The organism is Pantoea sp. S61, from assembly GCF_016625145.1.
In the GTDB taxonomy this organism is placed as follows: domain Bacteria; phylum Pseudomonadota; class Gammaproteobacteria; order Enterobacterales; family Enterobacteriaceae; genus Pantoea; species Pantoea rwandensis_B.
In genome coordinates this window covers 1,027,971-1,046,612 of record NZ_JACVUO010000001.1, presented here as the reverse complement: position 1 = coordinate 1,046,612, position 18,642 = coordinate 1,027,971, and the positions used below count along the sequence as shown (strand labels likewise).

Annotated in this window: 25 protein-coding genes; 13 read left to right on the top strand and 12 right to left on the bottom strand. The window is 51.0% G+C overall.

Annotated elements, in window-relative coordinates; genetic code table 11:
* Positions 1 to 335: 335 nt before the first annotated feature.
* Both blc and IAE30_RS05185 read right to left on the bottom strand, forming a co-directional pair.
* A complete protein-coding gene (gene blc, locus IAE30_RS05190; protein WP_200677673.1) occupies positions 336 to 863 on the bottom strand; it encodes an outer membrane lipoprotein Blc in 528 nt (175 codons plus the stop codon).
* Positions 864 to 963: 100 nt separating this feature from the next.
* The gene (locus IAE30_RS05185) at positions 964 to 1,647 is read right to left on the bottom strand and encodes a hypothetical protein (protein ID WP_200677674.1); all 684 of its coding nucleotides are present in this window, start codon (positions 1,645 to 1,647) and stop codon (positions 964 to 966) included.
* Between the two features lie 178 nt (positions 1,648 to 1,825).
* Here IAE30_RS05185 and IAE30_RS05180 point away from each other — a divergent pair, with 178 nt between their 5' ends.
* Positions 1,826 to 2,179, top strand: a complete 354-nt coding sequence (locus tag IAE30_RS05180) for a DUF1428 domain-containing protein (RefSeq protein WP_034829871.1) — start codon at positions 1,826 to 1,828, stop codon at positions 2,177 to 2,179.
* Between the two features lie 56 nt (positions 2,180 to 2,235).
* Here the strand turns inward: IAE30_RS05180 and IAE30_RS05175 are convergent, their stop codons facing one another.
* Entirely contained in the window at positions 2,236 to 2,625 is a 390-nt protein-coding gene (locus IAE30_RS05175; protein WP_370585421.1) for a VOC family protein, read from the bottom strand.
* A 232-nt stretch (positions 2,626 to 2,857) separates the two neighbouring features.
* Here IAE30_RS05175 and IAE30_RS05170 point away from each other — a divergent pair, with 232 nt between their 5' ends.
* Together IAE30_RS05170 and IAE30_RS05165 are read left to right on the top strand one after the other, a co-directional pair.
* On the top strand, positions 2,858 to 3,499 hold the full coding sequence (locus tag IAE30_RS05170; protein ID WP_200677676.1) for a LysE family translocator: 642 nt from the start codon (positions 2,858 to 2,860) through the stop codon (positions 3,497 to 3,499).
* Positions 3,500 to 3,617: 118 nt separating this feature from the next.
* Entirely contained in the window at positions 3,618 to 4,481 is an 864-nt protein-coding gene (locus IAE30_RS05165) for a substrate-binding domain-containing protein (RefSeq protein ID WP_200677678.1), read from the top strand.
* A gap of 35 nt (positions 4,482 to 4,516) precedes the next feature.
* Here IAE30_RS05165 and IAE30_RS05160 read toward each other — a convergent pair whose 3' ends face one another.
* Together IAE30_RS05160 and IAE30_RS05155 are read right to left on the bottom strand one after the other, a co-directional pair.
* Positions 4,517 to 5,059: a YbhB/YbcL family Raf kinase inhibitor-like protein gene (locus tag IAE30_RS05160; RefSeq protein ID WP_200538401.1), complete on the bottom strand. Its 543-nt coding sequence runs from the start codon at positions 5,057 to 5,059 to the stop codon at positions 4,517 to 4,519.
* Between the two features lie 57 nt (positions 5,060 to 5,116).
* Positions 5,117 to 6,658 carry an MFS transporter gene (locus IAE30_RS05155; protein ID WP_200677679.1) on the bottom strand — a complete coding sequence of 514 codons (1,542 nt, stop codon included), beginning with the start codon at positions 6,656 to 6,658 and terminating at the stop codon, positions 5,117 to 5,119.
* A 178-nt stretch (positions 6,659 to 6,836) separates the two neighbouring features.
* Here IAE30_RS05155 and IAE30_RS05150 point away from each other — a divergent pair, with 178 nt between their 5' ends.
* Complete coding sequence (locus IAE30_RS05150; protein WP_200677680.1) at positions 6,837 to 7,709, top strand: LysR substrate-binding domain-containing protein; 873 nt, start codon at positions 6,837 to 6,839, stop codon at positions 7,707 to 7,709.
* Here the strand turns inward: IAE30_RS05150 and IAE30_RS05145 are convergent, their stop codons facing one another.
* Positions 7,710 to 7,886 (bottom strand): DUF1289 domain-containing protein, encoded by a 177-nt coding sequence (locus IAE30_RS05145; RefSeq protein ID WP_034829866.1) that lies wholly within the window; start codon positions 7,884 to 7,886, stop codon positions 7,710 to 7,712. It abuts the gene before it with no gap.
* Positions 7,887 to 7,898: 12 nt separating this feature from the next.
* A complete protein-coding gene (locus IAE30_RS05140) occupies positions 7,899 to 8,870 on the bottom strand; it encodes a nickel/cobalt efflux protein RcnA (protein WP_200677681.1) in 972 nt (323 codons plus the stop codon).
* Positions 8,871 to 8,985: 115 nt separating this feature from the next.
* Between IAE30_RS05140 and IAE30_RS05135 the strand changes: the two genes are divergently transcribed.
* From IAE30_RS05135 to IAE30_RS05125, 3 genes are all read left to right on the top strand, one after another.
* Positions 8,986 to 9,261: a metal/formaldehyde-sensitive transcriptional repressor gene (locus IAE30_RS05135; RefSeq protein WP_039332333.1), complete on the top strand. Its 276-nt coding sequence runs from the start codon at positions 8,986 to 8,988 to the stop codon at positions 9,259 to 9,261.
* A 9-nt stretch (positions 9,262 to 9,270) separates the two neighbouring features.
* Positions 9,271 to 9,621 carry a DUF3147 family protein gene (locus IAE30_RS05130; RefSeq protein WP_200677682.1) on the top strand — a complete coding sequence of 117 codons (351 nt, stop codon included), beginning with the start codon at positions 9,271 to 9,273 and terminating at the stop codon, positions 9,619 to 9,621.
* Positions 9,622 to 9,733: 112 nt separating this feature from the next.
* Positions 9,734 to 11,161, top strand: a complete 1,428-nt coding sequence (locus IAE30_RS05125) for a trehalose-6-phosphate synthase (protein WP_200677683.1) — start codon at positions 9,734 to 9,736, stop codon at positions 11,159 to 11,161.
* A gap of 33 nt (positions 11,162 to 11,194) precedes the next feature.
* Here the strand turns inward: IAE30_RS05125 and IAE30_RS05120 are convergent, their stop codons facing one another.
* Positions 11,195 to 11,731, bottom strand: a complete 537-nt coding sequence (locus IAE30_RS05120; protein WP_200677684.1) for a cysteine hydrolase family protein — start codon at positions 11,729 to 11,731, stop codon at positions 11,195 to 11,197.
* A 292-nt stretch (positions 11,732 to 12,023) separates the two neighbouring features.
* Between IAE30_RS05120 and IAE30_RS05115 the strand changes: the two genes are divergently transcribed.
* Positions 12,024 to 12,314: a chorismate mutase gene (locus tag IAE30_RS05115; RefSeq protein ID WP_200677685.1), complete on the top strand. Its 291-nt coding sequence runs from the start codon at positions 12,024 to 12,026 to the stop codon at positions 12,312 to 12,314.
* Positions 12,315 to 12,407: 93 nt separating this feature from the next.
* Here IAE30_RS05115 and IAE30_RS05110 read toward each other — a convergent pair whose 3' ends face one another.
* Both IAE30_RS05110 and ycgZ read right to left on the bottom strand, forming a co-directional pair.
* Positions 12,408 to 12,698, bottom strand: coding sequence for a hypothetical protein (locus tag IAE30_RS05110; protein ID WP_200677686.1), 291 nt, complete (start codon positions 12,696 to 12,698; stop codon positions 12,408 to 12,410).
* Positions 12,699 to 12,823: 125 nt separating this feature from the next.
* Positions 12,824 to 13,069: a regulatory protein YcgZ gene (ycgZ, locus tag IAE30_RS05105; RefSeq protein ID WP_200677687.1), complete on the bottom strand. Its 246-nt coding sequence runs from the start codon at positions 13,067 to 13,069 to the stop codon at positions 12,824 to 12,826.
* Between the two features lie 280 nt (positions 13,070 to 13,349).
* On the opposite strand from ycgZ, the gene IAE30_RS05100 reads away from it, so the two are divergent.
* Together IAE30_RS05100 and IAE30_RS05095 are read left to right on the top strand one after the other, a co-directional pair.
* The gene (locus IAE30_RS05100; protein ID WP_200538409.1) at positions 13,350 to 13,733 is read left to right on the top strand and encodes a type II toxin-antitoxin system RelE/ParE family toxin; all 384 of its coding nucleotides are present in this window, start codon (positions 13,350 to 13,352) and stop codon (positions 13,731 to 13,733) included.
* Positions 13,726 to 14,052, top strand: a complete 327-nt coding sequence (locus tag IAE30_RS05095) for a DNA-binding transcriptional regulator (protein ID WP_045815646.1) — start codon at positions 13,726 to 13,728, stop codon at positions 14,050 to 14,052. The genes IAE30_RS05100 and IAE30_RS05095 overlap by 8 nt, the downstream gene beginning before the upstream one ends.
* A 105-nt stretch (positions 14,053 to 14,157) precedes the next feature.
* On the opposite strand, the gene IAE30_RS05090 is transcribed toward IAE30_RS05095, so the two are convergent.
* Positions 14,158 to 14,994 carry an oxidoreductase gene (locus IAE30_RS05090; RefSeq protein ID WP_200677688.1) on the bottom strand — a complete coding sequence of 279 codons (837 nt, stop codon included), beginning with the start codon at positions 14,992 to 14,994 and terminating at the stop codon, positions 14,158 to 14,160.
* A 110-nt stretch (positions 14,995 to 15,104) separates the two neighbouring features.
* Here IAE30_RS05090 and IAE30_RS05085 point away from each other — a divergent pair, with 110 nt between their 5' ends.
* Positions 15,105 to 16,040 carry an AraC family transcriptional regulator gene (locus IAE30_RS05085; RefSeq protein ID WP_200678317.1) on the top strand — a complete coding sequence of 312 codons (936 nt, stop codon included), beginning with the start codon at positions 15,105 to 15,107 and terminating at the stop codon, positions 16,038 to 16,040.
* Between the two features lie 3 nt (positions 16,041 to 16,043).
* Here IAE30_RS05085 and IAE30_RS05080 read toward each other — a convergent pair whose 3' ends face one another.
* A complete protein-coding gene (locus tag IAE30_RS05080; RefSeq protein ID WP_200677689.1) occupies positions 16,044 to 16,625 on the bottom strand; it encodes an XRE family transcriptional regulator in 582 nt (193 codons plus the stop codon).
* Positions 16,626 to 16,680: 55 nt separating this feature from the next.
* Here IAE30_RS05080 and IAE30_RS05075 point away from each other — a divergent pair, with 55 nt between their 5' ends.
* Together IAE30_RS05075 and IAE30_RS05070 are read left to right on the top strand one after the other, a co-directional pair.
* Complete coding sequence (locus IAE30_RS05075) at positions 16,681 to 17,190, top strand: GNAT family N-acetyltransferase (RefSeq protein ID WP_200677691.1); 510 nt, start codon at positions 16,681 to 16,683, stop codon at positions 17,188 to 17,190.
* A 148-nt stretch (positions 17,191 to 17,338) separates the two neighbouring features.
* Positions 17,339 to 18,535: an FAD-dependent oxidoreductase gene (locus IAE30_RS05070; protein WP_200677692.1), complete on the top strand. Its 1,197-nt coding sequence runs from the start codon at positions 17,339 to 17,341 to the stop codon at positions 18,533 to 18,535.
* Positions 18,536 to 18,642 lie beyond the last annotated feature (107 nt).

The window sequence follows — 18,642 nt, the reverse complement described above, 5'->3', positions numbered from 1 at the left end:
TAGATAAGAGTATTTGATACTGATAAAACATAGACGATGACGTATTTTAGCAGGTTTTTTGAAAGGGTAATCTTGCGAAGAGAGGCGCATTATAAATATGCAAGGTTATATGATTAATAAATAAGGGATTCGTTTAAATGAATCATTTATCAGCTGTTATCACGGAATGAGGTGCCCCTCATCCAATCAGGGGGAACCCGTGATATGTTGCAAGCCTGCAAGTGTTTGGTCATACGCCGATTGAAGATTCTCTGCAGCATAACCAGAATCTCACGCCCGGTTATGCTGAACTAAACAGGGATGAAGATAAAATCACTTTATCCCCGAGTGCAGTTTTAACCTTGATCTACCCAGATCAGCTTATCCACTTCAAACCCAAGTCTCTGCGCGACAGCCAGATAGTGTTTTTTCACTTGAGTCGGAATCTTCGGCTCTCGCGACAAGATCCATAAATAGCCCCGATTTGGTCCACTCACTAACGCATATTGATAATCATCATCCAAAGCGATCACGTTATAGCCGCCATAGAACGGACCAAAAAAGGAGACTTTAAGCGCTGCGGTATCCGATTTACCGGTGAAGTAGGCTTTGCCGTCGCTCTCACTCCACTCTTTTTTCACCGGATCATATCCACGATTCAGCACGTTTATGCCGCCATCGTTGCGTTGAGTATAAGTGGCTGTGACATGATCTTTGCCGCGCTCAAAGCGGTGATCCAGACGGGCGATTTCGTACCATTTGCCCAAATAGCGATTGGCATCAAAAGGGCTGATGGGCGTGACACCTTTTGGCGGCGTCGGGGATTTACAGGCAACCAGCGTTAACGATAACGCGGCAAGTGCGGCGATTGGCCATATTTTCATTGCTGCTCCTTAGTCGATCCTGATCCGTATTTAAGGGTATGTCAGCATGATTATAGGCAAGAAATATCGAGGTGGCCCTCAGGCCACCTGATGCAGGGGATTATTTCTTCTCTTTATCTTCGTCAGCCGGAATCAGCGGCTCATCAATCGCAATAGAGGTGCCTGACTTCAGCAACTGAATATCGAGTATCACGTAGGTCATGGTGGTGATGAACAAAGAAATCACGCTGCCAATCACGCCGCTGGTGGTGAAGGTGAAGTAGTTGTACATCACCACCCAGGTCACACAAATAAACAGGGCAAGCGCAACGTTAATGGCTGATTGCGAATAGTTGGTGGTGCGAGCGCCCATCTCATTGATTTGCTTATAGAGGTTGGTGCCAACGTATTTCTCCAGCACAAATATGCCCTGATCCCAACTGCGCAGGCGTCGTGCGCTGCTGCGGGTGAAGAACAGGAATAACAACGAGACAAACAGACCGGAAAAGGCAATCAGCACGGGGACCGCTTCTAATGCATACACCAAACTTTTGTGGCTGGGTGCTTGTGCGGTGAGATCCAGCGTCAGCGAGGCACCCAGGACGGCATAGAGGAAAATAAACAACGCTATAAACACCGTATTGCGTTTCCAGTCGAGTTCCGCTTCGTGATTTTTCTGCTGGCGAGCGATGTCGAGGGCTTGTTGCAAACGCGTGTCGCTGGATTGGGTATCCACTTGCTCTATCTCTTCTCCGAGCAAACGGTGAATAAACGGCTGATCGGCCGAATCAATGGTGATGCGCATAACTATCCTGATGGCGTAACTATCGAGGTGCACAGTGTAACGCAATTTCAGCCGCAGGCAGGAATCTGCGAGGCAACACGCAGTTTCAGTGCTGCAGTTGCTCATGATTTGCACATCATTTGTACACTTTACTCTGCGGCCAGTGTCGGCCGTATACAGCACGACGGAGGAATAGCCTATGTCGTACGTAGATGGTTTTGTCGTTGCGGTGCCTGAAGTCAATAAAGAGGATTACCGCGCCATGGCGGCCAAAGCAGCGCCGCTGTTTAAAGAGTTTGGTGCCACACGCATCGTGGAGTGCTGGGCAGATGATGTACCTGAAGGCAAGCTCACGGATTTTTATAGGTCGGTGAAAGCGGAAGAGGGAGAGACAGTGGTGTTCAGCTGGATTGAATATCCCTCACGTGAAGTGCGTGATGCGGCCAATCAGAAAATGATGTCCGATCCGCGAATGAAAGAGATGGGCGAAAACATGCCTTTTGATGGCAAAAGAATGATTTACGGCGGTTTCTCGATTCTACTCGAAGAGTAATGCGCAGGGCGCGTTGGCGCCCCGCGCATTTCTGTCACGGTCAGGCATGCGAGAGTTTACGGCCACTGCTGACACTGTATGACGGTTCGATAACCATCGTGATCTTGATACGTTTTTCCGTTTTGATCCCAATATGGGTTGAATGATTCAATCTGTACAAATCCCGCCAATACCATTTGCTGGCATGTTTGCTGCCACCTATCACGCTCGGGTAAATACAGCACCAACAGATCTTCTGATGAGGGTGAAGGGATGACCGGATGCGAAGTGCATTGTGTGAATTCCAGATGCCAGGGCACATCTGCTTTTCCCAGCATCACACCATTGAAGCCTTGGTGGTCTTCAAAGGCGCCAATCACATCCAGTCCCAATCCTGATTGATAAAGTTTACGACTGCGCTCCAGTTGTGAAACCGGTCGCGCTACGCGTAGGGTAAGTGTTGCCACAAGTTGATCTCCATGACGATGAGGTTTAGTTCTGTCACTCATACTTTAGCGGCGACAAAAGTGTGATGGCGCAATGCGTGCGCATTCTGTATTGATGTGGCTAAATCGTCGATTTAATTGAGGGAAGTCTGGGAAATGACCTTCATCACATCATAATCAAATGAAATAGGCTTCTCTTTGGATCGCAAGATTGTAATCAGTACAATAAATACTAAATCAACAAGGAGTTAGCATGCTGGATATCATTCATTTCCCCCTGTTTCTCGTTTCGGTATTCCTTTTGTGTATCACGCCGGGCCCGGACCTCGCGTATGTGGTCGGGCAAAGCGTGGCCAATGGGCGACGGAGCGGCGTGATATCTGCGAGCGGTGTGGCGCTCGGCAGCTGTACTCATGCGTTGGCCAGTGCAATAGGCTTAACGGCGTTAATTACCGCCTCGCCGATTTTATTTACAGTGATTAAATATATCGGGGCTGCTTATCTTATTTATTTAGGTAGCAAGATGATGTGGGAAACGTTTATCACCAAACCACAGGAATGCAGCTCACAGAATCAGCTGCCACGCTCCAATACGCGTAATCTTTTAGTCCGAGGTTTTATTACCTCTATCACTAATCCCAAAGTGTTATTGTTTTTCATTTCTTTCTTCCCGCAATTCGTGGTGGTCGATGGTCACTATCATGCGAGTTCCTTCCTGCTGTTGGGACTGACATACGCGGTGATTGGGCTGATCACTGATGTGACGTTTGCCCTGCTGGCGGGCGGTGCTGCGAGTGCAGTATCGCGCAACATTACCCTGCAAAAGCTGTTAGATCGTATCGTCGGTATGACATTCATTGGCCTGGGAATTCGCCTGGCCCTGACCCGACGTTAAAATTCAGAAGAGACAGCAAGTCTGATGATTGGCGATAGTGGCTTAATCGGGTAACGTGAAGTGTCTTACGTTACCTACAAAATAATGACCGCACGCTAAGTTGCAGGAGAGCTCGTTCATGGCCGTTAATCCTAATATCATCGGCATCGTCAGCGATGAATTCACCAACCCCAATACTGTCACGATGCTGAATGAAATGACGCGCCAGTTAAATGCGCGTGGTTTAGTGACGCTGTTGCTGAATGTTGATTCAGCAGAAAACTATCAACGTATGTTGCAGAATGCCGCATCTCTGCCGCTGGCGGGGTTGGTGTTTCTGACATCCCTGTTTGAGGATGAATTGCATACCGCAGCAAAACTACTGCCTGACGTGGCGACGGTGCATTTAAGCCAGAGCCGTGAAGTAGGTGCTGAGGTCGTGATGGCTGATGGTTTCGATGCGGGCGCCGAGATGGGGTTATTGTTACTGTCTCAAGGACATCAGCGCTTTGGTTTTATGCACAGCCAGCAGCACGCCGATCCCGCGCGTCAAATGGCAGGCCTGGTGTCCAGTCTCGAGGCAGAACACAAAACGCTGAACATTCAGCTGGTGGCCGGGGCTAACGATCGTGAACTGGCTTATCAGGCCATGATGGCCTACCTGAAGAAAACCCGTGCAGCGGAGCGCATTAATGCACTGTTCTGCGAAAGTGATGTGCTGGCCTTTGGTGCATTGCAGGCAGTGCGCGATTTTGGCCAGGGCGCACATGTGGCGGTCGCAGGCTTTGACGATGTGGATGAAGCGCGCGCCTCAACCTGGCATCTGACCAGTTGGGCACAGCGTCGTGACTTGCTGGTCAACGAAGCACTGAATCGCTTACTGGAAAACCGTGCTGATACAGGCAACGCCTGGCAGCAGGGTGAGTTGCAGGTGCGCCACTCCCATCACGGTAAATATGTGCCGGGTGAAATGTCGCAGTGTGGTTGTGCGATTCGACACTAATTTTATTGGGTCGCCACGCGGGCGACCCGCTGCAATCAATTCCCTAAACGCCCGACCAGGCTTGCGGAACCTAGCGCGTGACCTTTCAATTTTGCGACTAACTCATTGTGACTGAGCCCTGCGGGTAAACTGCCTTTCGCAAGGTCGGTCGCCACCAGCACGAAGTTGTAGTGGTGATAGCCTGCGCCCGCGGGTGGACAGGGGCCATAATAGCTTTGGGTACCGGGCGTATTAGTGCCATAGCTAAAGTCTCCCCCTTTGCTTAACTCACCCTGCTGGAATTTATTACGCGTAGCATCAATGTTGTATGCCAGCATATGCGTCACTCCCAAGCCTTTAGCACCAGCTGGATCGGTCAGCAGTAGCACATAACTTTGGGTGCCGATGGGCGGGTTGGCCCAGTTCAGTGCGGGCGACAGGTTTTCGCCGCTGCAGGAGAGATTGTTCTTATCATTGCCACCCAATGCTTTCTTCATCACGCCGTTATCGGCAAAGTCTGCTGACTTAAGCGAAAACGTCGCCGCATGGGCAAACAGTGGCAGGCTGCTTAAGCAGAGTAGGGTGATTAACTTCTTCATTATTGCTCCTCAACAAGGACGGGTTATGCGTGCGACAGTCGATCCCACGCGTGAAAATTAGCGCTGGGCTAGCGTCGTTGGCTGACGCGAACTGCGCGCCGAATAGAGCATGACGATGGCGGAAAACAGGGCAAATGCGGCAGCACACAACAACATGCTGGCAAATCCATCGGCGTAGCTGGTAATGATGAGTGGGTGTAACGAGACCTGATGAACGGCGTCATACATTGCCAGTGCATGGCTGAAATCACCGGCGATAACCTGTGCGCTAAAACCGGGTTGAAGGGGCAACTGCGCGTGTAGCATCGCTGATTGTAAATGCCACTGTGTGCTGGCCGCCAGAATCGCGCCCAGCGTGGCAAATCCTAACAAAATGCCGGAAAAACGGGCTGTGGTGCTGATACCCGATGCCATTCCTGCTTGTTGCGGAGGCACGGTTGCCATAATCGCCTTTTGGGTTTCGCCATTGAGTAGCCCACCGCCGCTGCCGAGTATGGCCATACCCGCCAGGCTCAGCAGCAAATGGTGGTGGAATACGGCAGTCGCAATCACCATGTTGCCAAAGGAAACAGTGACCAGGCCAAGCGCCAGTAAAGTGGCGGCATGCAGGCGTTTGCCGAGCCAGCGCGCCACAACAGGAAACAGCAGCATTGCCAAAGCGAAAGGCAGCATACCCACCCCGGCCATTAACGGCGTCATTCCCTCAACATTCTGTAATAACAGCGGCAGCAATGAGGTCATCACTTGCGCGGTGGCAGCGTAAGCAAACATCGCTAATACTGCGCCAATAAAGGGGAACGAGCGGAAAAGTTGCAGATTCAACATCGGCCTGCTTTTGCCACTTTCTACGCGAATAAACAGGCCAAACCACAACGCGCTGAGACACAATCTGCCCACCACCTCACGGCTCACCCAGCCATGTTGCGGCGCTAATATCAATGCCCAGGTCAAACAGAACATGCCTGCGATAAACAGCGCGATACCGGGTAAATCGAGTTTACCCGCGTGTTCATGCCTGGATTCCTCAATGTGGCGGGTGACGGCCAGCATCAGCAGGGCACAAATGGGAATATTGACAAAAAATGTCCAGCGCCAGCCAAGCAACGTACTGATCATGCCGCCAGCCAACGGTGCCAGCACCATGGTCAATCCCATCACACCGCCCCAAATCGCCCATGCGCGGTTACGAGCCTGACTATCACGAAAGCTGTGCGCGATAATTGCCAGCGCTGGCGCCAGCAGAAATGCGGAGCCCATACCTTGAACCGCACGGGCAATATTGAGTGCCAAAACGCTGGTCGCCATGCCACAGGCGAGTGAGGCCAGCGCAAACAGTAAGATGCCGCCGAGAAAGAGACGGCGCCGGCCAAATTTGTCTGCCAGCGACCCTGCCGGCAAAAGAAGTGAAGAAAAGCTCAGCACGTAAGCGCCAATAACCCATTCCATGTCTGCAAAAGAAGCATGCAGACCTTTAGCGATGGTCGGCAACATGACGCCAACGATATTGGTGTCGATTACCGTCAATGCGCACCCGATTGAGGCGACGAGTAAAACACGATTCAGATGGCGATGGTCGAGCACGATGGTAGCAGAGGACATCTTTTCTCCCGCGAGTAAGGTGGTGAATGCACTACAGCTTGAATCTATCAATGAAGTCATTCAATAAACCGCACTGGAGTTATTGTTAGGTAAAACCTAACAACATTTTTATTGCTGGAGTTTTGATTTCAGGTAATGATCGACAGGCTCATCACCCAAGATAAGTAGGAGTTAAAACGTGGAATTGCGCCATCTACGCTATTTTCTGGAATTGGCAAAAACGCTGCATTATGGCGTGGCGGCAGAGAATCTCAATATATCCACTCCGACGCTGTCGGTGCAGATTAATCAATTGGAAGAAGAATTAGGTGCGCCGTTATTTTACCGTACTCAACGGAAAGTCGAGTTAACGCAGATTGGAGAAATTTTCCAACAAGAGGCGCGCGAGACGCTACAACATGCGGAGCAGGCCAAATCCCGAGTGCGCAGTGCCGCACGCGGCGAACGCGGCTATATCCGCGTGGGCTATGTGGCATCCGCACTATTATCAGGCATTTTAACCCGGTTATTGACGTGCTTTAGTGCCAGCGCGCCTGATATCTCAATCAATGCACGTGAATCAGTCATGGATACACTGGCCACTCAGGTCAGTGAACGTACTATTGATGTTGCCTTTGTGCGCGGTCCTGTGCCATTGCCTGCCGATGTCGGATACATTGAAGTCGAGCAAGATCACTTCGCATTGGCGCTGCCGGATAACCACCCGTTGGTTGCGCAGGAACAACCCATCGAACCTGCGCAACTTAAAGGAGAAACCTTTATTTTGCCCGAACAAGTGTCTGGCACCGTTACCTTTGCCCAGCGTGGTGGTTTTATTCTTAGTCGTAGCTGGTCGGCGGGAAGTTTAAATGAAGTGCTGGCAAATGTCGCATTAGGGAATGGTGTCGCGGTAATACCGGCTATTCTGGTGACCCAATTAAAATTACCGGGTATTACTTATCGCGAAATACCCGGTGCCGTTATTCCTTCATCCATCTGGTTCTTATATCGTAAACGCGAACGGACTCCCGCAGTGAATAAATTGGTGCGCATGATTGAACGAAACGCCTAACTATTTTATTTGCAACGTCGCAACGCGATCTTTCAATGCGCGCTCAATCGCCTTGCGGTGATAGGGTGACATTTTCCGCCACTCCTGTGCCTCTTTACGCGTACGGCCGCAGGCACGACACCAGCCATTTTTTCCTTCAAAAATACAGACATCAGTACAGGGTGATTTTACAGACATGGAAATAATTCCTTATTGGGTGAGGCCACTGTAGCCATGGAACATCATATAGACGCCCACGATGGCAATGAGGGCACCAGAGAAGTAAGGTGCGCGGCGTGCAATATCGGCGAAACCTTTCCATCGACGGGATACATGCCGAACACTAAGCGCCGCACCTACGCCGACGGTAACCAGCGTAAGCGCGAGGCCGATGCTGAAGCAGACCACCAGCGCCGCACCAAGACTGAACTGCTTAACCTGCAGACAGAGAAGGAGGACCGTAATCGCTGCGGGGCAGGGAATGAGCCCCCCCGTCAGACCGAAGAGAAGAATGTGCAGATTGCTGATTTCACGGCCATCAAAGCGTCGGCGGATGTCTTCCGCGTGCGCGCGCTCGTGTGCATCCTGATATTCTTGAGAACCTTCCGCGAACCTGGCCAATTCGCCATGATGTCCATGTGCATGGCGATGTCCATGCAGATGATGATGCCCATGTTCATGATGAAGCCCATGCTCATGATGATGCCCATGCTCATGATGATGCCCGTGCTCATGATGATGCCCGTGCTCATGATGATGTCCATGCTCATAATGATGCCCATGTTCATGATGATGCTCATGCGTTTGGTGATGATCGTGGTGCTGATGCCACGCTTGTGCTTCAGACCAGGTACGCCAGATCATCCAGACGGCTGTTGCAATGATAATGAGGCCCGAGATCAACTGCAGCCAGGGTTCGGCAGCTTCGGCGGTAAACTGCCGACTGATATACATCCCGCCCATCGCAATCAGCCATACCACCGCAGTGTGGGAAAAAGTGGCTGCCAGACCCAGCATCACCGCCTGGCGAACACTGCCACGGATGGCGACGATAAATGCTGCCATCATCGTCTTAGAGTGACCCGGCTCCAGGCCGTGCAACGCCCCAAGCAAGATGGCGCTGGGGATAAACAGCAACGCGCTAGACGTGCCCTGGCTAAGCAGGGCAGCGAAATCATTCATGGTGTGCATCTCGTGTCGTGATAAGTTGAAAGCGGCATTGCAGTGCCGTAAAATCAAAAAATTCAAAGAAAATATACTATACCCCAGTATACATTAAGATCAACAGGAGCCGAGAATGGGCCATACACTCAAGCATCAGAAAAGCCTGTTAACCCGCGTACGTCGTATTAAAGGGCAGGCAGCTTCGCTCGAGACCGCACTGGAATCGGGTGAGGAGTGCCTGAAAGTGTTGCAGCAGGTAGCAGCGGTACGCGGGGCAGTTAATGGTCTGATGGCAGAACTGCTGGAGGGGCATATCAAAGAGCACCTGATGAATGAATCTGCCACCGAAGCGGAGCGTAGTCAGGATTTGGAAGAGATTGTCAGCGTTATTCGTTCCTATCTGAAGTAGGAGCAAACCATGCTGTGGCTCATCGTAAAATACGCCATCACGGCGGGCATGGTGGTGCTGATTTCTGAAGTGGCGAAACGCAGTGACCGTCTCGGAGGGTTGATTGCGGCGCTGCCATTAGTGACGGTATTGGTGCTGATCTGGATGAAACTGGAAGGTCAGAGCCAGGCAAAGATCGCCAGCCACGCCTGGTATACCTTCTGGTACGTGGTGCCAACCCTGCCGATGTTTGTCGCCTTTCCATTTCTCTATCATCGCTGGGGATTTTGGCCCACGCTGGTGGCGAGTTGCCTGTTAACTATCGTGCTTTTTGTCCTGTGGGCAACGTTGCTAAAGCGCTTTGGCATACAGTTGATGTAGTCTGATTTTTCCTGATTTTTTATGCCCGTTCCCGTTTTCTTTACGCCTTTTTTATATGGCGAGCGGTCTAATCAGAGCATCGCCGGATGCCAGGGCATAATCAGGAGAAAGTATGAGCGGCCTCATTCTCGTATCACACAATCAGCATCAATCATCGACGCTCGCTTCTATTTACGATCGCATCCTGACGCGGCGTGGCGGATTGTGGATCAGTTGGGACGGTAAAAAAGCACCGCCGACTTCGGAAATCACCCGTGATCTGTCATTCCGACATGGCAACGATTACGACACACTCAGCTTCCCATTAACGCGTAGTGAACGGGAAGAGGGGTATCAAGGGTATGTCCATCAGGGGTTATGGCCGGTATTCCATCAACGGCCCGACCTCGCGCATTTCACGCCACAAAGCATGCACAGCTATCGCCAACTCAATGAGGTGTATGCACGTGCTATCGCGGAATATGCGATGCCTGATGATGCGATCTGGATTCAGGATTACCATTTTATCCCCGTGGCAAAAATGCTGCGCGATGCCGGGTTAACCCAGCGCATTGGCCTGTTTTTCCACCAACCGTTTCCGTCGGGGCAGATGTTTGAAGCGATCCCCGACTGGCGCTGGCTGGTGGAATCGTTGTTATGCTGCGATGTGCTGGGATTTCAGACCGCGCAGGATATGAATAACTTCCTGTTGTGGATTGAAAGCGAGTTCCGCGCAGAACGCATGGGTAAAACCCTGTTTCGTATTCATGGTCGTCTGATTTCGACCGGTGTCTTCCCGGTTGGCATCGATTTGAATGATGTGCTGGCACTGCAGGAGAGCAACAGCTGCCAGTTTATGGAGCAGCAGTGTCGGGAGCGACTGCCGGAAAATAGCATTCTCAGTGGCGGCCATCTTGATGACAGCGCTGGCTTACCTTATCGCATCAGTGCTATCGAAGTGTTGTTGCGTCAACACAATCAATATGCGGGTAACGTCATGCTGTTGCAGTTGGCGTCATCCGCCAGCGGTCATGCGCACCGTCAAAAGGAAATCAGCCACGATCTTGAAAATATCTGCGGGGAAGTCAATGGCGTACACGGGATGCTCAACTGGTATCCCGTTAGCTATCTTAACCATCACTACAGCCGCGAAGAGTTAGCCGGAGTGTACCGTGCGTCGCGCGTGGCGTTGGTGACGCCACTCATGGCAGGGATGAGTTTAATGGCAAAAATGTACGCCGCACTGCAAGACCCTGCGAATCCTGGCGTGTTGATCCTTTCACAATTTGCGGGTGCCGCCGAGCATATGGACGGCGCACTGATCGTTAACCCCTACGATCCGGATGCCATTGCCGATGCGATCCATACCGCTCTGAAATTGCCGCTCAGAGAACGACAAAACCGACATGCGCGGCTGATGAAAAACATCCATCTGTATGATTGTCATTGGTGGGCAGATCGATTTATCTCGCGCTTAATGAATGAGGAGGGAGAATCCAGCACCCAGGTTTATCAAAGTATTGTGCCAGGTGCAGGATTCAGCGGGCGGGCGCGCTACTGAGGTCAGGGCGCGGTATTGACCGTGCCCAAACATTTAAAATAGTGCGTCAGCCGTTGCCGCCAGTTGGGCAAACGGACCCGATAGCGTTTGGTTGTGATGGGCAATGATCTGGGATGCGCTAATCTGCCCGTTGTCTGTCGTGCTATGTGCATCGCTGATTAATACCACGCGAAAGCCTAAATCCGCCGCTGCCCGACAAGTCGTATCCACGCAATATTCTGTTTTCATACCACAAATCACCAATTCTTCTATTCCGGCAAGTTGTAGCGAAGCCAAAAGCGTCGTGCCACGGAAACAGTTGGGGTAGCGCTTCACAAACACACCATCCGACCCGGCATCTATCGCCAATTGTGGAATAAGCTGTGTGAGCGGACTGCTCTCGGCAAGAGGTGATCCCTCCGGTCCGGTATGGCGGGCAGCAAAGATCGGGGCTTTTACGTCGCGTGCTCGGGCAATCAACCTGTTGATATTGTTCAGCAGAGTTTCAGCGGCAAATGGCTGCTGCGGCGCAAAAAACAAGCCGTGCTGCATATCGACAATCAATAGCGCTTTTTTACCTGGGGATGGCATGGTGTGTCTCCTTTCACTGGGTGATGAACGGAGACGATCCCCGTCCATTGGCTGACGGGTTGAGGATTCTGTACGCTTACGTTTTCGCTACAGATGCCCTCACGCCGCCGACGAATGCGGTGGTGGTGGTCACTGTGGTCAACGTAATGAACCAAGACATCATCGGCTCGCGGCAGATTGGGGAATAAATCTGACGTTAGCACATCATCGTACAAAATCCCTGCGGTTTTTATCTGCTGAAAGAAAAAGGCGCTAAAGTTCGCGATAACCCATTTATAAAGGAGAAATCTTGATGGAATTTGACTCTATTGAGGCAGTTCGTGAAGAAATTGATCAATTGGATCATCAACTGGTGGCTCTGATTGCTCGGCGTGGAGAGTGTGTTAAGGCCGCTGCACAGTTTAAACAAGACCGTGCAGCGGTGCGCGCCCCCGACCGTGTCCAACAGGTGATTGATAAAGTCAGAGGTCAGGCAAAAGCGCAGGGGTTATCCGAAGAGATTATTGAGCAGGTTTACCGTGCGATGATTGCAGCCTTTATCGATTATGAGCTACAACAGCATCGTTGTTTGCAGGAAAAGTGAGCCGCCGCAGCAAAAGAAAAGGCTGGAATGGATAACCATTGCAGCCTTGAATAATGTGAATTGAATAACACGTTGAGGCCCTGAGGCCTTTTTTTAATGCTGTGTGTCTTTGCGCGTATTATCGCGATGGCGAAAAATGTGTGTGACGTTATTAGTATCTTTAAGCGTGACGCCTTCGGTGTTGGATGATTGCATGTTGTTCATCACTTCTGCCATGGCGCGCTGCAGTGCTTTTTGGCGGGTTGAATTAGATTCCATTGACGCCATAAAACGCAGCTTATCGAGTAGGGCGCTATTGGTGACGGGCCCCGCTTTTTGCAACAGTTGCAACACGGCATCGCCCATGACGATATCCGTTAATCTTTCTTCATCACTTCTGTTCATACACGTTCTCTGTTGACCGCAACAGACCTGCGACAGGTAACAAAGTGGATTCAGTCTAACGTGAAATGACCTATGAGGCGGAAGCCACTTTGTCCGATGTCAGGTCGGTGCGCATGTTCTCAGGGTTATCGTTCGGAGGTAAACATCAGGCCAATAAGCTGTTGCAAATGCAGTTCTTCTTCCGGGCTATTGGCTTGCTCCAGCCGGCAAATAAGCTTGGTGCACAATGTCTTGTGGCTCAGCGAACGTCCTGATCGCAGTATCTCCACCACTATTTTCCCCAAGGTTTCCTGCTGAGAAGGCAGAGAGGCTTCATTAAAGTAACGTGTAATCGCATCCAACGTTGATGAGAGGTTTTTATCCTGACGCATGGTTCCATCCTCCAGGTTAACTAATGAGCACAAGGCCCAATAAAGTTATACAAAGAAAAGCCTGTTGTACAGGAATATGGCCAAACATTAGGAAGGCTGTTTTTGCAAAAAATGCTAGTCCATTAATTACAAATGCTTATATAAAAGCCGCAGTTTTGAGCATCATGAAAAATCATTTTTGCTAAAAACACGGTGTTGAGTGAAGGTGTGATACTCAGTATCATAGTTTTTGTATGTGGGGACAAGGAGCGTCCTAATCGAATCACAGTAAGGAGACGTCATGGCAATTTATGTGTTAAAGCCATTCGATAGAAACACGAAAACTGAGGGTCTTGACGACGGCAGGTTATGCACTGCAGCGTTAGAGGTTATTGCGGGCCAGTATGAAGCTAATCTGGGCGGTGGGGTATATAAGAAACGCATTCCTTTGGGCAAAGGTAAAAGTAGCGGAGCAAGAGCTGTCATAGCTTTCAAAATGGGTAAACACCTCTTTTTCGTTAACGGTTATGCTAAATCAACCGTGAAAAGCACAATGCGAGAAATGGCAGAATCTGATCTCATACTTTATAAGCAGCTTGCTAAAGAGTTGTTCAATCTCACTGCAGATCAGGCAACGCAGGCTATCAATATGGGGAAAATGCGAGAGGTAAAATGTGATGGTTAATCACCTCAAGGATCTTCAAGAAATCGCGCATGATTTTAATGAAATTGGCGCGGTCTCCGATGAGCTAAAAGAAAAAATCGACTCAAGGGTAAGATTGCGTGAGTTACGTGCGGCTCTTCCTGTTCTGCCTATGATGTCAGGTCAAGCGATTAGGCAACTGCGTGAGCGTTTGGGGCTGAGCCAAGCCATGCTGGCTGCTTGCGTTGGAATGTCAGTAGCAACGGTGATCAAATGGGAACGCGAAGAAAAAAAACCTAACGGTGCTGCGATCCGTTTACTTAACATCATGGATCGTAAAGGTCTAAGTGTTCTTCAGTGATAATGAAGCCCCTTCATCATGGGGCTTCATTGTTTTACATTTCTGTTTCAAGTGCGCCAACTTTATTTTCTGGCCCACTCGCTGTCTTTTATGCTGACAATACCGCTACTCCCCATCGGTAGAACGTGTCAGCGCTTCCCACGCTTCAATCTCTGCACGCATCGCTGCCAGTTTATCCTGCACTAGCTTCAATGCATCGCTACCAAGCAGCAAATGCGCAGGTGGGTTATCGCTTTCAATGATAGCCAGCATCGCGCGGGCGGCTTTTTGTGGATCACCAAGCTGCTTACCACTTTTCTCCTCGCGTGCCTGACGAATAGGATCGAAGAGCGCGTCATAATCGCTGATGCTGCGTGCGCTGCGCACCATGGAGCGGCCAGCCCAATCAGTACGGAATGAGCCGGGAGCAACAGCAGTAACATGAATATTGAAGGGCGCAAGTTCTTTACTCAGGGTTTCTGAAATACCTTCCAGCGCAAACTTGCTGCCGCAGTAATAACTAATGCCTGGCATAGTGATAAATCCGCCCATCGACGTGATGTTAAGGATATGCCCGCGACGGCGTTGGCGCATGAAAGGCAATACCGCTTTGGTCATCGCCACGGCACCGAACACATTGACGTCGAACTGGCGGCGCATTTCCTCCAGTGAAGACTCCTCCATAATTCCTTCGTGTCCATAACCCGCGTTATTCACCAGAACATCAATCGGACCTTGCTGTACCTCAATGTCAGCAATAAGCGCATCAATAGCGGTGAAATGGGTGACATCCAATTCAAAAGCCAGCGCGTTTTGCCCATGAAGCTGTTCAAACGCCGCTTTTGCTTCGGCATTTCTCACTGTACCGATCACACGATAGCCGTTTGCTAAGGCTTCCTGCGCCAGCGCACGGCCAAATCCGCTGCTGACACCGGTAATCAAAAGGGTTTTAGAAGGTGACATCGTTTTCTCCCGACATGAATGATGCATGCATAATATTCTCTGTAAGTCAGTGCTATAAGGCCGTATCTTCTATTTTTATTGCCTAATCTTATGAGTGAGGAGGAGTGGTGATAGAACCAGATGTGCAAACGCGTACGGTGCAATTGCTCAAGAATCTCGCCCCATGCGAGGGATACAACCTGACGGCACTTTCTGATGTGCGCATTTTGCGTTCAGATCGCCCATTAGCGCGCACGCCGGTGCTTTACGATCCCGGTATTGTGATTGTCTGTCAGGGCAGTAAACGCGGATTCTTCGGTGATCAGGTCTATCTCTACGATGAGCAACATTATCTGGCGGTTTCTGTGCCGGTTCCCTTTACCATGGAAACCGCGGCGAGCGAAGAACACCCGTTGCTGGCGATCTACATGCACCTTGATTTCAGTGTGGCGACAGCATTGTTGCTGGAATTAGAGCAGCAGCAAGTGCCTTTTACGGCGAAAGCGGCGCAAAGCATGATGTCGAGTCCCATGGATCAGCCGCTTCGAGATTCAGTGCTACGTTTCCTGACGGCCCTGAGTCATCCTTTGGATGCACAGATCCTCGGCCCTGCACTGGTGCGTGAACTCTATTATCGTGTGTTGACGGGTGCACAAGGTCAGGCACTGCGTGCCGCGCTGACGTTGCAGGGGCAATTCGGCAAGGTAGGCAAAGCGCTGCGCCACATTCATGCCAGCTATGCGCAGACGCTCAATCTCGCGCAGTTGGCGGATGAGGCAGGCATGAGCGTGCCGACGTTCTGCGCGCATTTCAAAACCATCACGCAGCAATCACCGATGCAATACGTGAAATCGGTCCGCCTGCATCAGGCGCGTATGCTGATGGTGCGTCAGGAGATGACGGCGGCGGCGGCAAGTCATGCGGTGGGCTACGAAAGTGCCTCGCAATTTAACCGTGAATTTAAACGTCTGTTCGGGCTGCCACCGGCGGAGGAGATCAAACGCATGCAGCGCAATTTCGCGGTGCCGCCTGCACAACAGGCTTCTGAATTTGTCTCTTCGCATTAAGGCTCATACTGCCGGTTTCAGCACCAATACCGCATAGCGGCAAATTTCATCGGTAGCATTGCTAAACACGCAATCCATGGGATCGCCCAACTCCAGGCAATCACCCACATTCATTTCGAACAGATTATCGCCTTCCTGAAAACGTAAAGTGCCTTCCAGCACCCAAATTAACTGGCGACGTGAAAGGTAGGAAATTGCTGGCATGGGCACATCAGTATGCGGCGGTAGTTCTACACTCACGACATCCAACGGAATTTCGCCAGGCGAGACATGGCGACGAATGTAGCCGGTTTCTGGATCTTGCCACACCGGTTGCTGTGCATGACGCAGCAATGTACCCGCTTGTACCTCGGTGAGCGCGATCAGCTGTGACATGCTCATCGCGAATGAACCGGCGAGGCGCGCCAGTGAAGTCGCGGTAGGGCTACTTTCACCTCGCTCTATTTTGTGAATCATCGCCCGTGAAACACCGGATTGTTCTGCCAGGTCGGTTAACGACCAGCCGCGCTTTTCTCGTTCGATTTTAATGTTCTGACCAATGCGCGCATTGATGTCATCTTCTTTACTGGACAATTCATCTAACATAATGGATAACTACGATAGTAAACGAATCATCCACTATAGTGACGAGGAAGACATCATGCAAATACGAGCAGCAGAAGAGGGCGATGCAGGGGCGATCGCGGAGATCTACAACGACGCAGTACTCAACACCACCGCGATTTGGAATGAGAATACCGTGGATATTGCTAACCGCATCCAGTGGATTGCTGCACGCCAGGCCGCAGGGTTTCCGGTATTGGTGGCGGTTGAGGAGCAAGCCGTCATTGGCTACGCCTCCTATGGTGACTGGCGTCCCTGGGACGGTTACCGTCATACCGTGGAGCATTCAGTCTATGTCCATAAAAACGGGCGCGGCAAAGGGGTGGGTGGCATGCTGATGACCGCCTTGATCGAGCGGGCGCGCGAGCAGGGCAAACACATGATGATTGCCGGGATTGAGTCGGAGAACCGCGCTTCAATCGCGCTGCACAAGAAGCTGGGTTTCAGTGATGGCGGCAGATTAAATCAGGTAGGCTGCAAATTTGGCCGATGGCTCGATCTGACCTTTTTGCAGCTTCAGCTTGATGAGCGGGTACAGCCTAACTAAGAAATTCTGAGGAGCGGAGAACGACCCGTCTGACGCACCTCAGATAAATGCACGTGTAGATACTGCGGCATTTATTCCCACTTAAACCTCATCACGATGCTATATAAATGATAACGATTATCATCAATTGCTTTGTACTGAGGTCAGGATGAAACCAACAGAACTCACCGCCGACTGTTGTATCGTCGGCGGCGGTCCAGCAGGATTAATGCTGGGTTATTTACTGGCGAGATCAGGATTAAGCGTCGTGGTGATTGAAAAACATCCCGACTTCCTGCGCGATTTTCGTGGCGATACCATCCATCCCTCGACGCTGGAGATCATGCGCCATCTCGGGTTGCTGGATGAGCTACTGACCTTACCGCATCAGCGAGCCGAAAAATTACAGGCAGAAGTAGCCGGTCAGGAGATCACGATGGCTGATTTCTCGCGCTTGCCGGTGCAGTGCCGCTTTATTGCCTTTATGCCGCAATGGGATTTCCTCAATTTTCTCGCGCGCAAAGCGGCCGCTTTTCCCGGCTTCACGCTCTTACAATCCACCGCTTTTAATGATTTGATCTATGCAGAGGGTGTGGTGTCGGGTGTTAAAACGTTACAGGGTAACGAGACGCGCATCATTCATACCTCATTGGTGATTGGCGCGGATGGGCGTAACTCGCAGGTACGTGCCAAAGCCGGATTGCAGAGTAAAAGCTTTGGCTCATCCCGTGATGTGCTGTGGTTCCGGCTGGGCAAACAGGAAACCGATCCCGAATGGGGTATGGGTCATAAAGGGCCAAAGCAGAATTTCATTGTGATTGATCGCGGTGACTACTGGCAGTGCGGCTACACCATCCATAAAGTAGAGTTTGACGCATTAAAGCTCGCTGGTCTGGAGACGCTAAAACAGGCTATCGCTGAAGTCGCCCCCTTCAGCGCTGAGCGCATGGCGGAACTCGACGGTTGGGATCAATTGAAGCTGTTGTCGATTCGCATCGACCGGCTGGATCAGTGGATGAAGCCCGGCGTGCTGTGCATTGGTGATGCCGCCCATGCGATGTCGCCGATTGGCGGCGTTGGCGTCAATCTGGCGATTCAGGATGCGGTGGCAGCGGCCAATTGCCTCACTCTTCCACTGAAAAAAGGCCATGTCACAGTACGTGATCTGCAGAAAGTGCAACAGCGTCGACAGTTTCCCACTGTTGCCACGCAATTCCTGCAAATTAAAATGAGCAGTAATAAACGTAAGCGCACTACGCCGAGTAAAGTGCCGCAGATGATCAGCCGTTTCCCTTTCTTGCGCCATCTGTTTGGTCGTTTAATTGGCTTGGGGTTTAGAACTGAAAAACCAGAACATCTCAATTAGAAAGTTTGGCTTTCCAATCCTGAAAGCCTTCTTCCGTTTATCCCGATGCCTCCAGCGGCAACAATAGATTCACAGCAGCAGACAACAGTGGGTTGTCTGCTAAACCT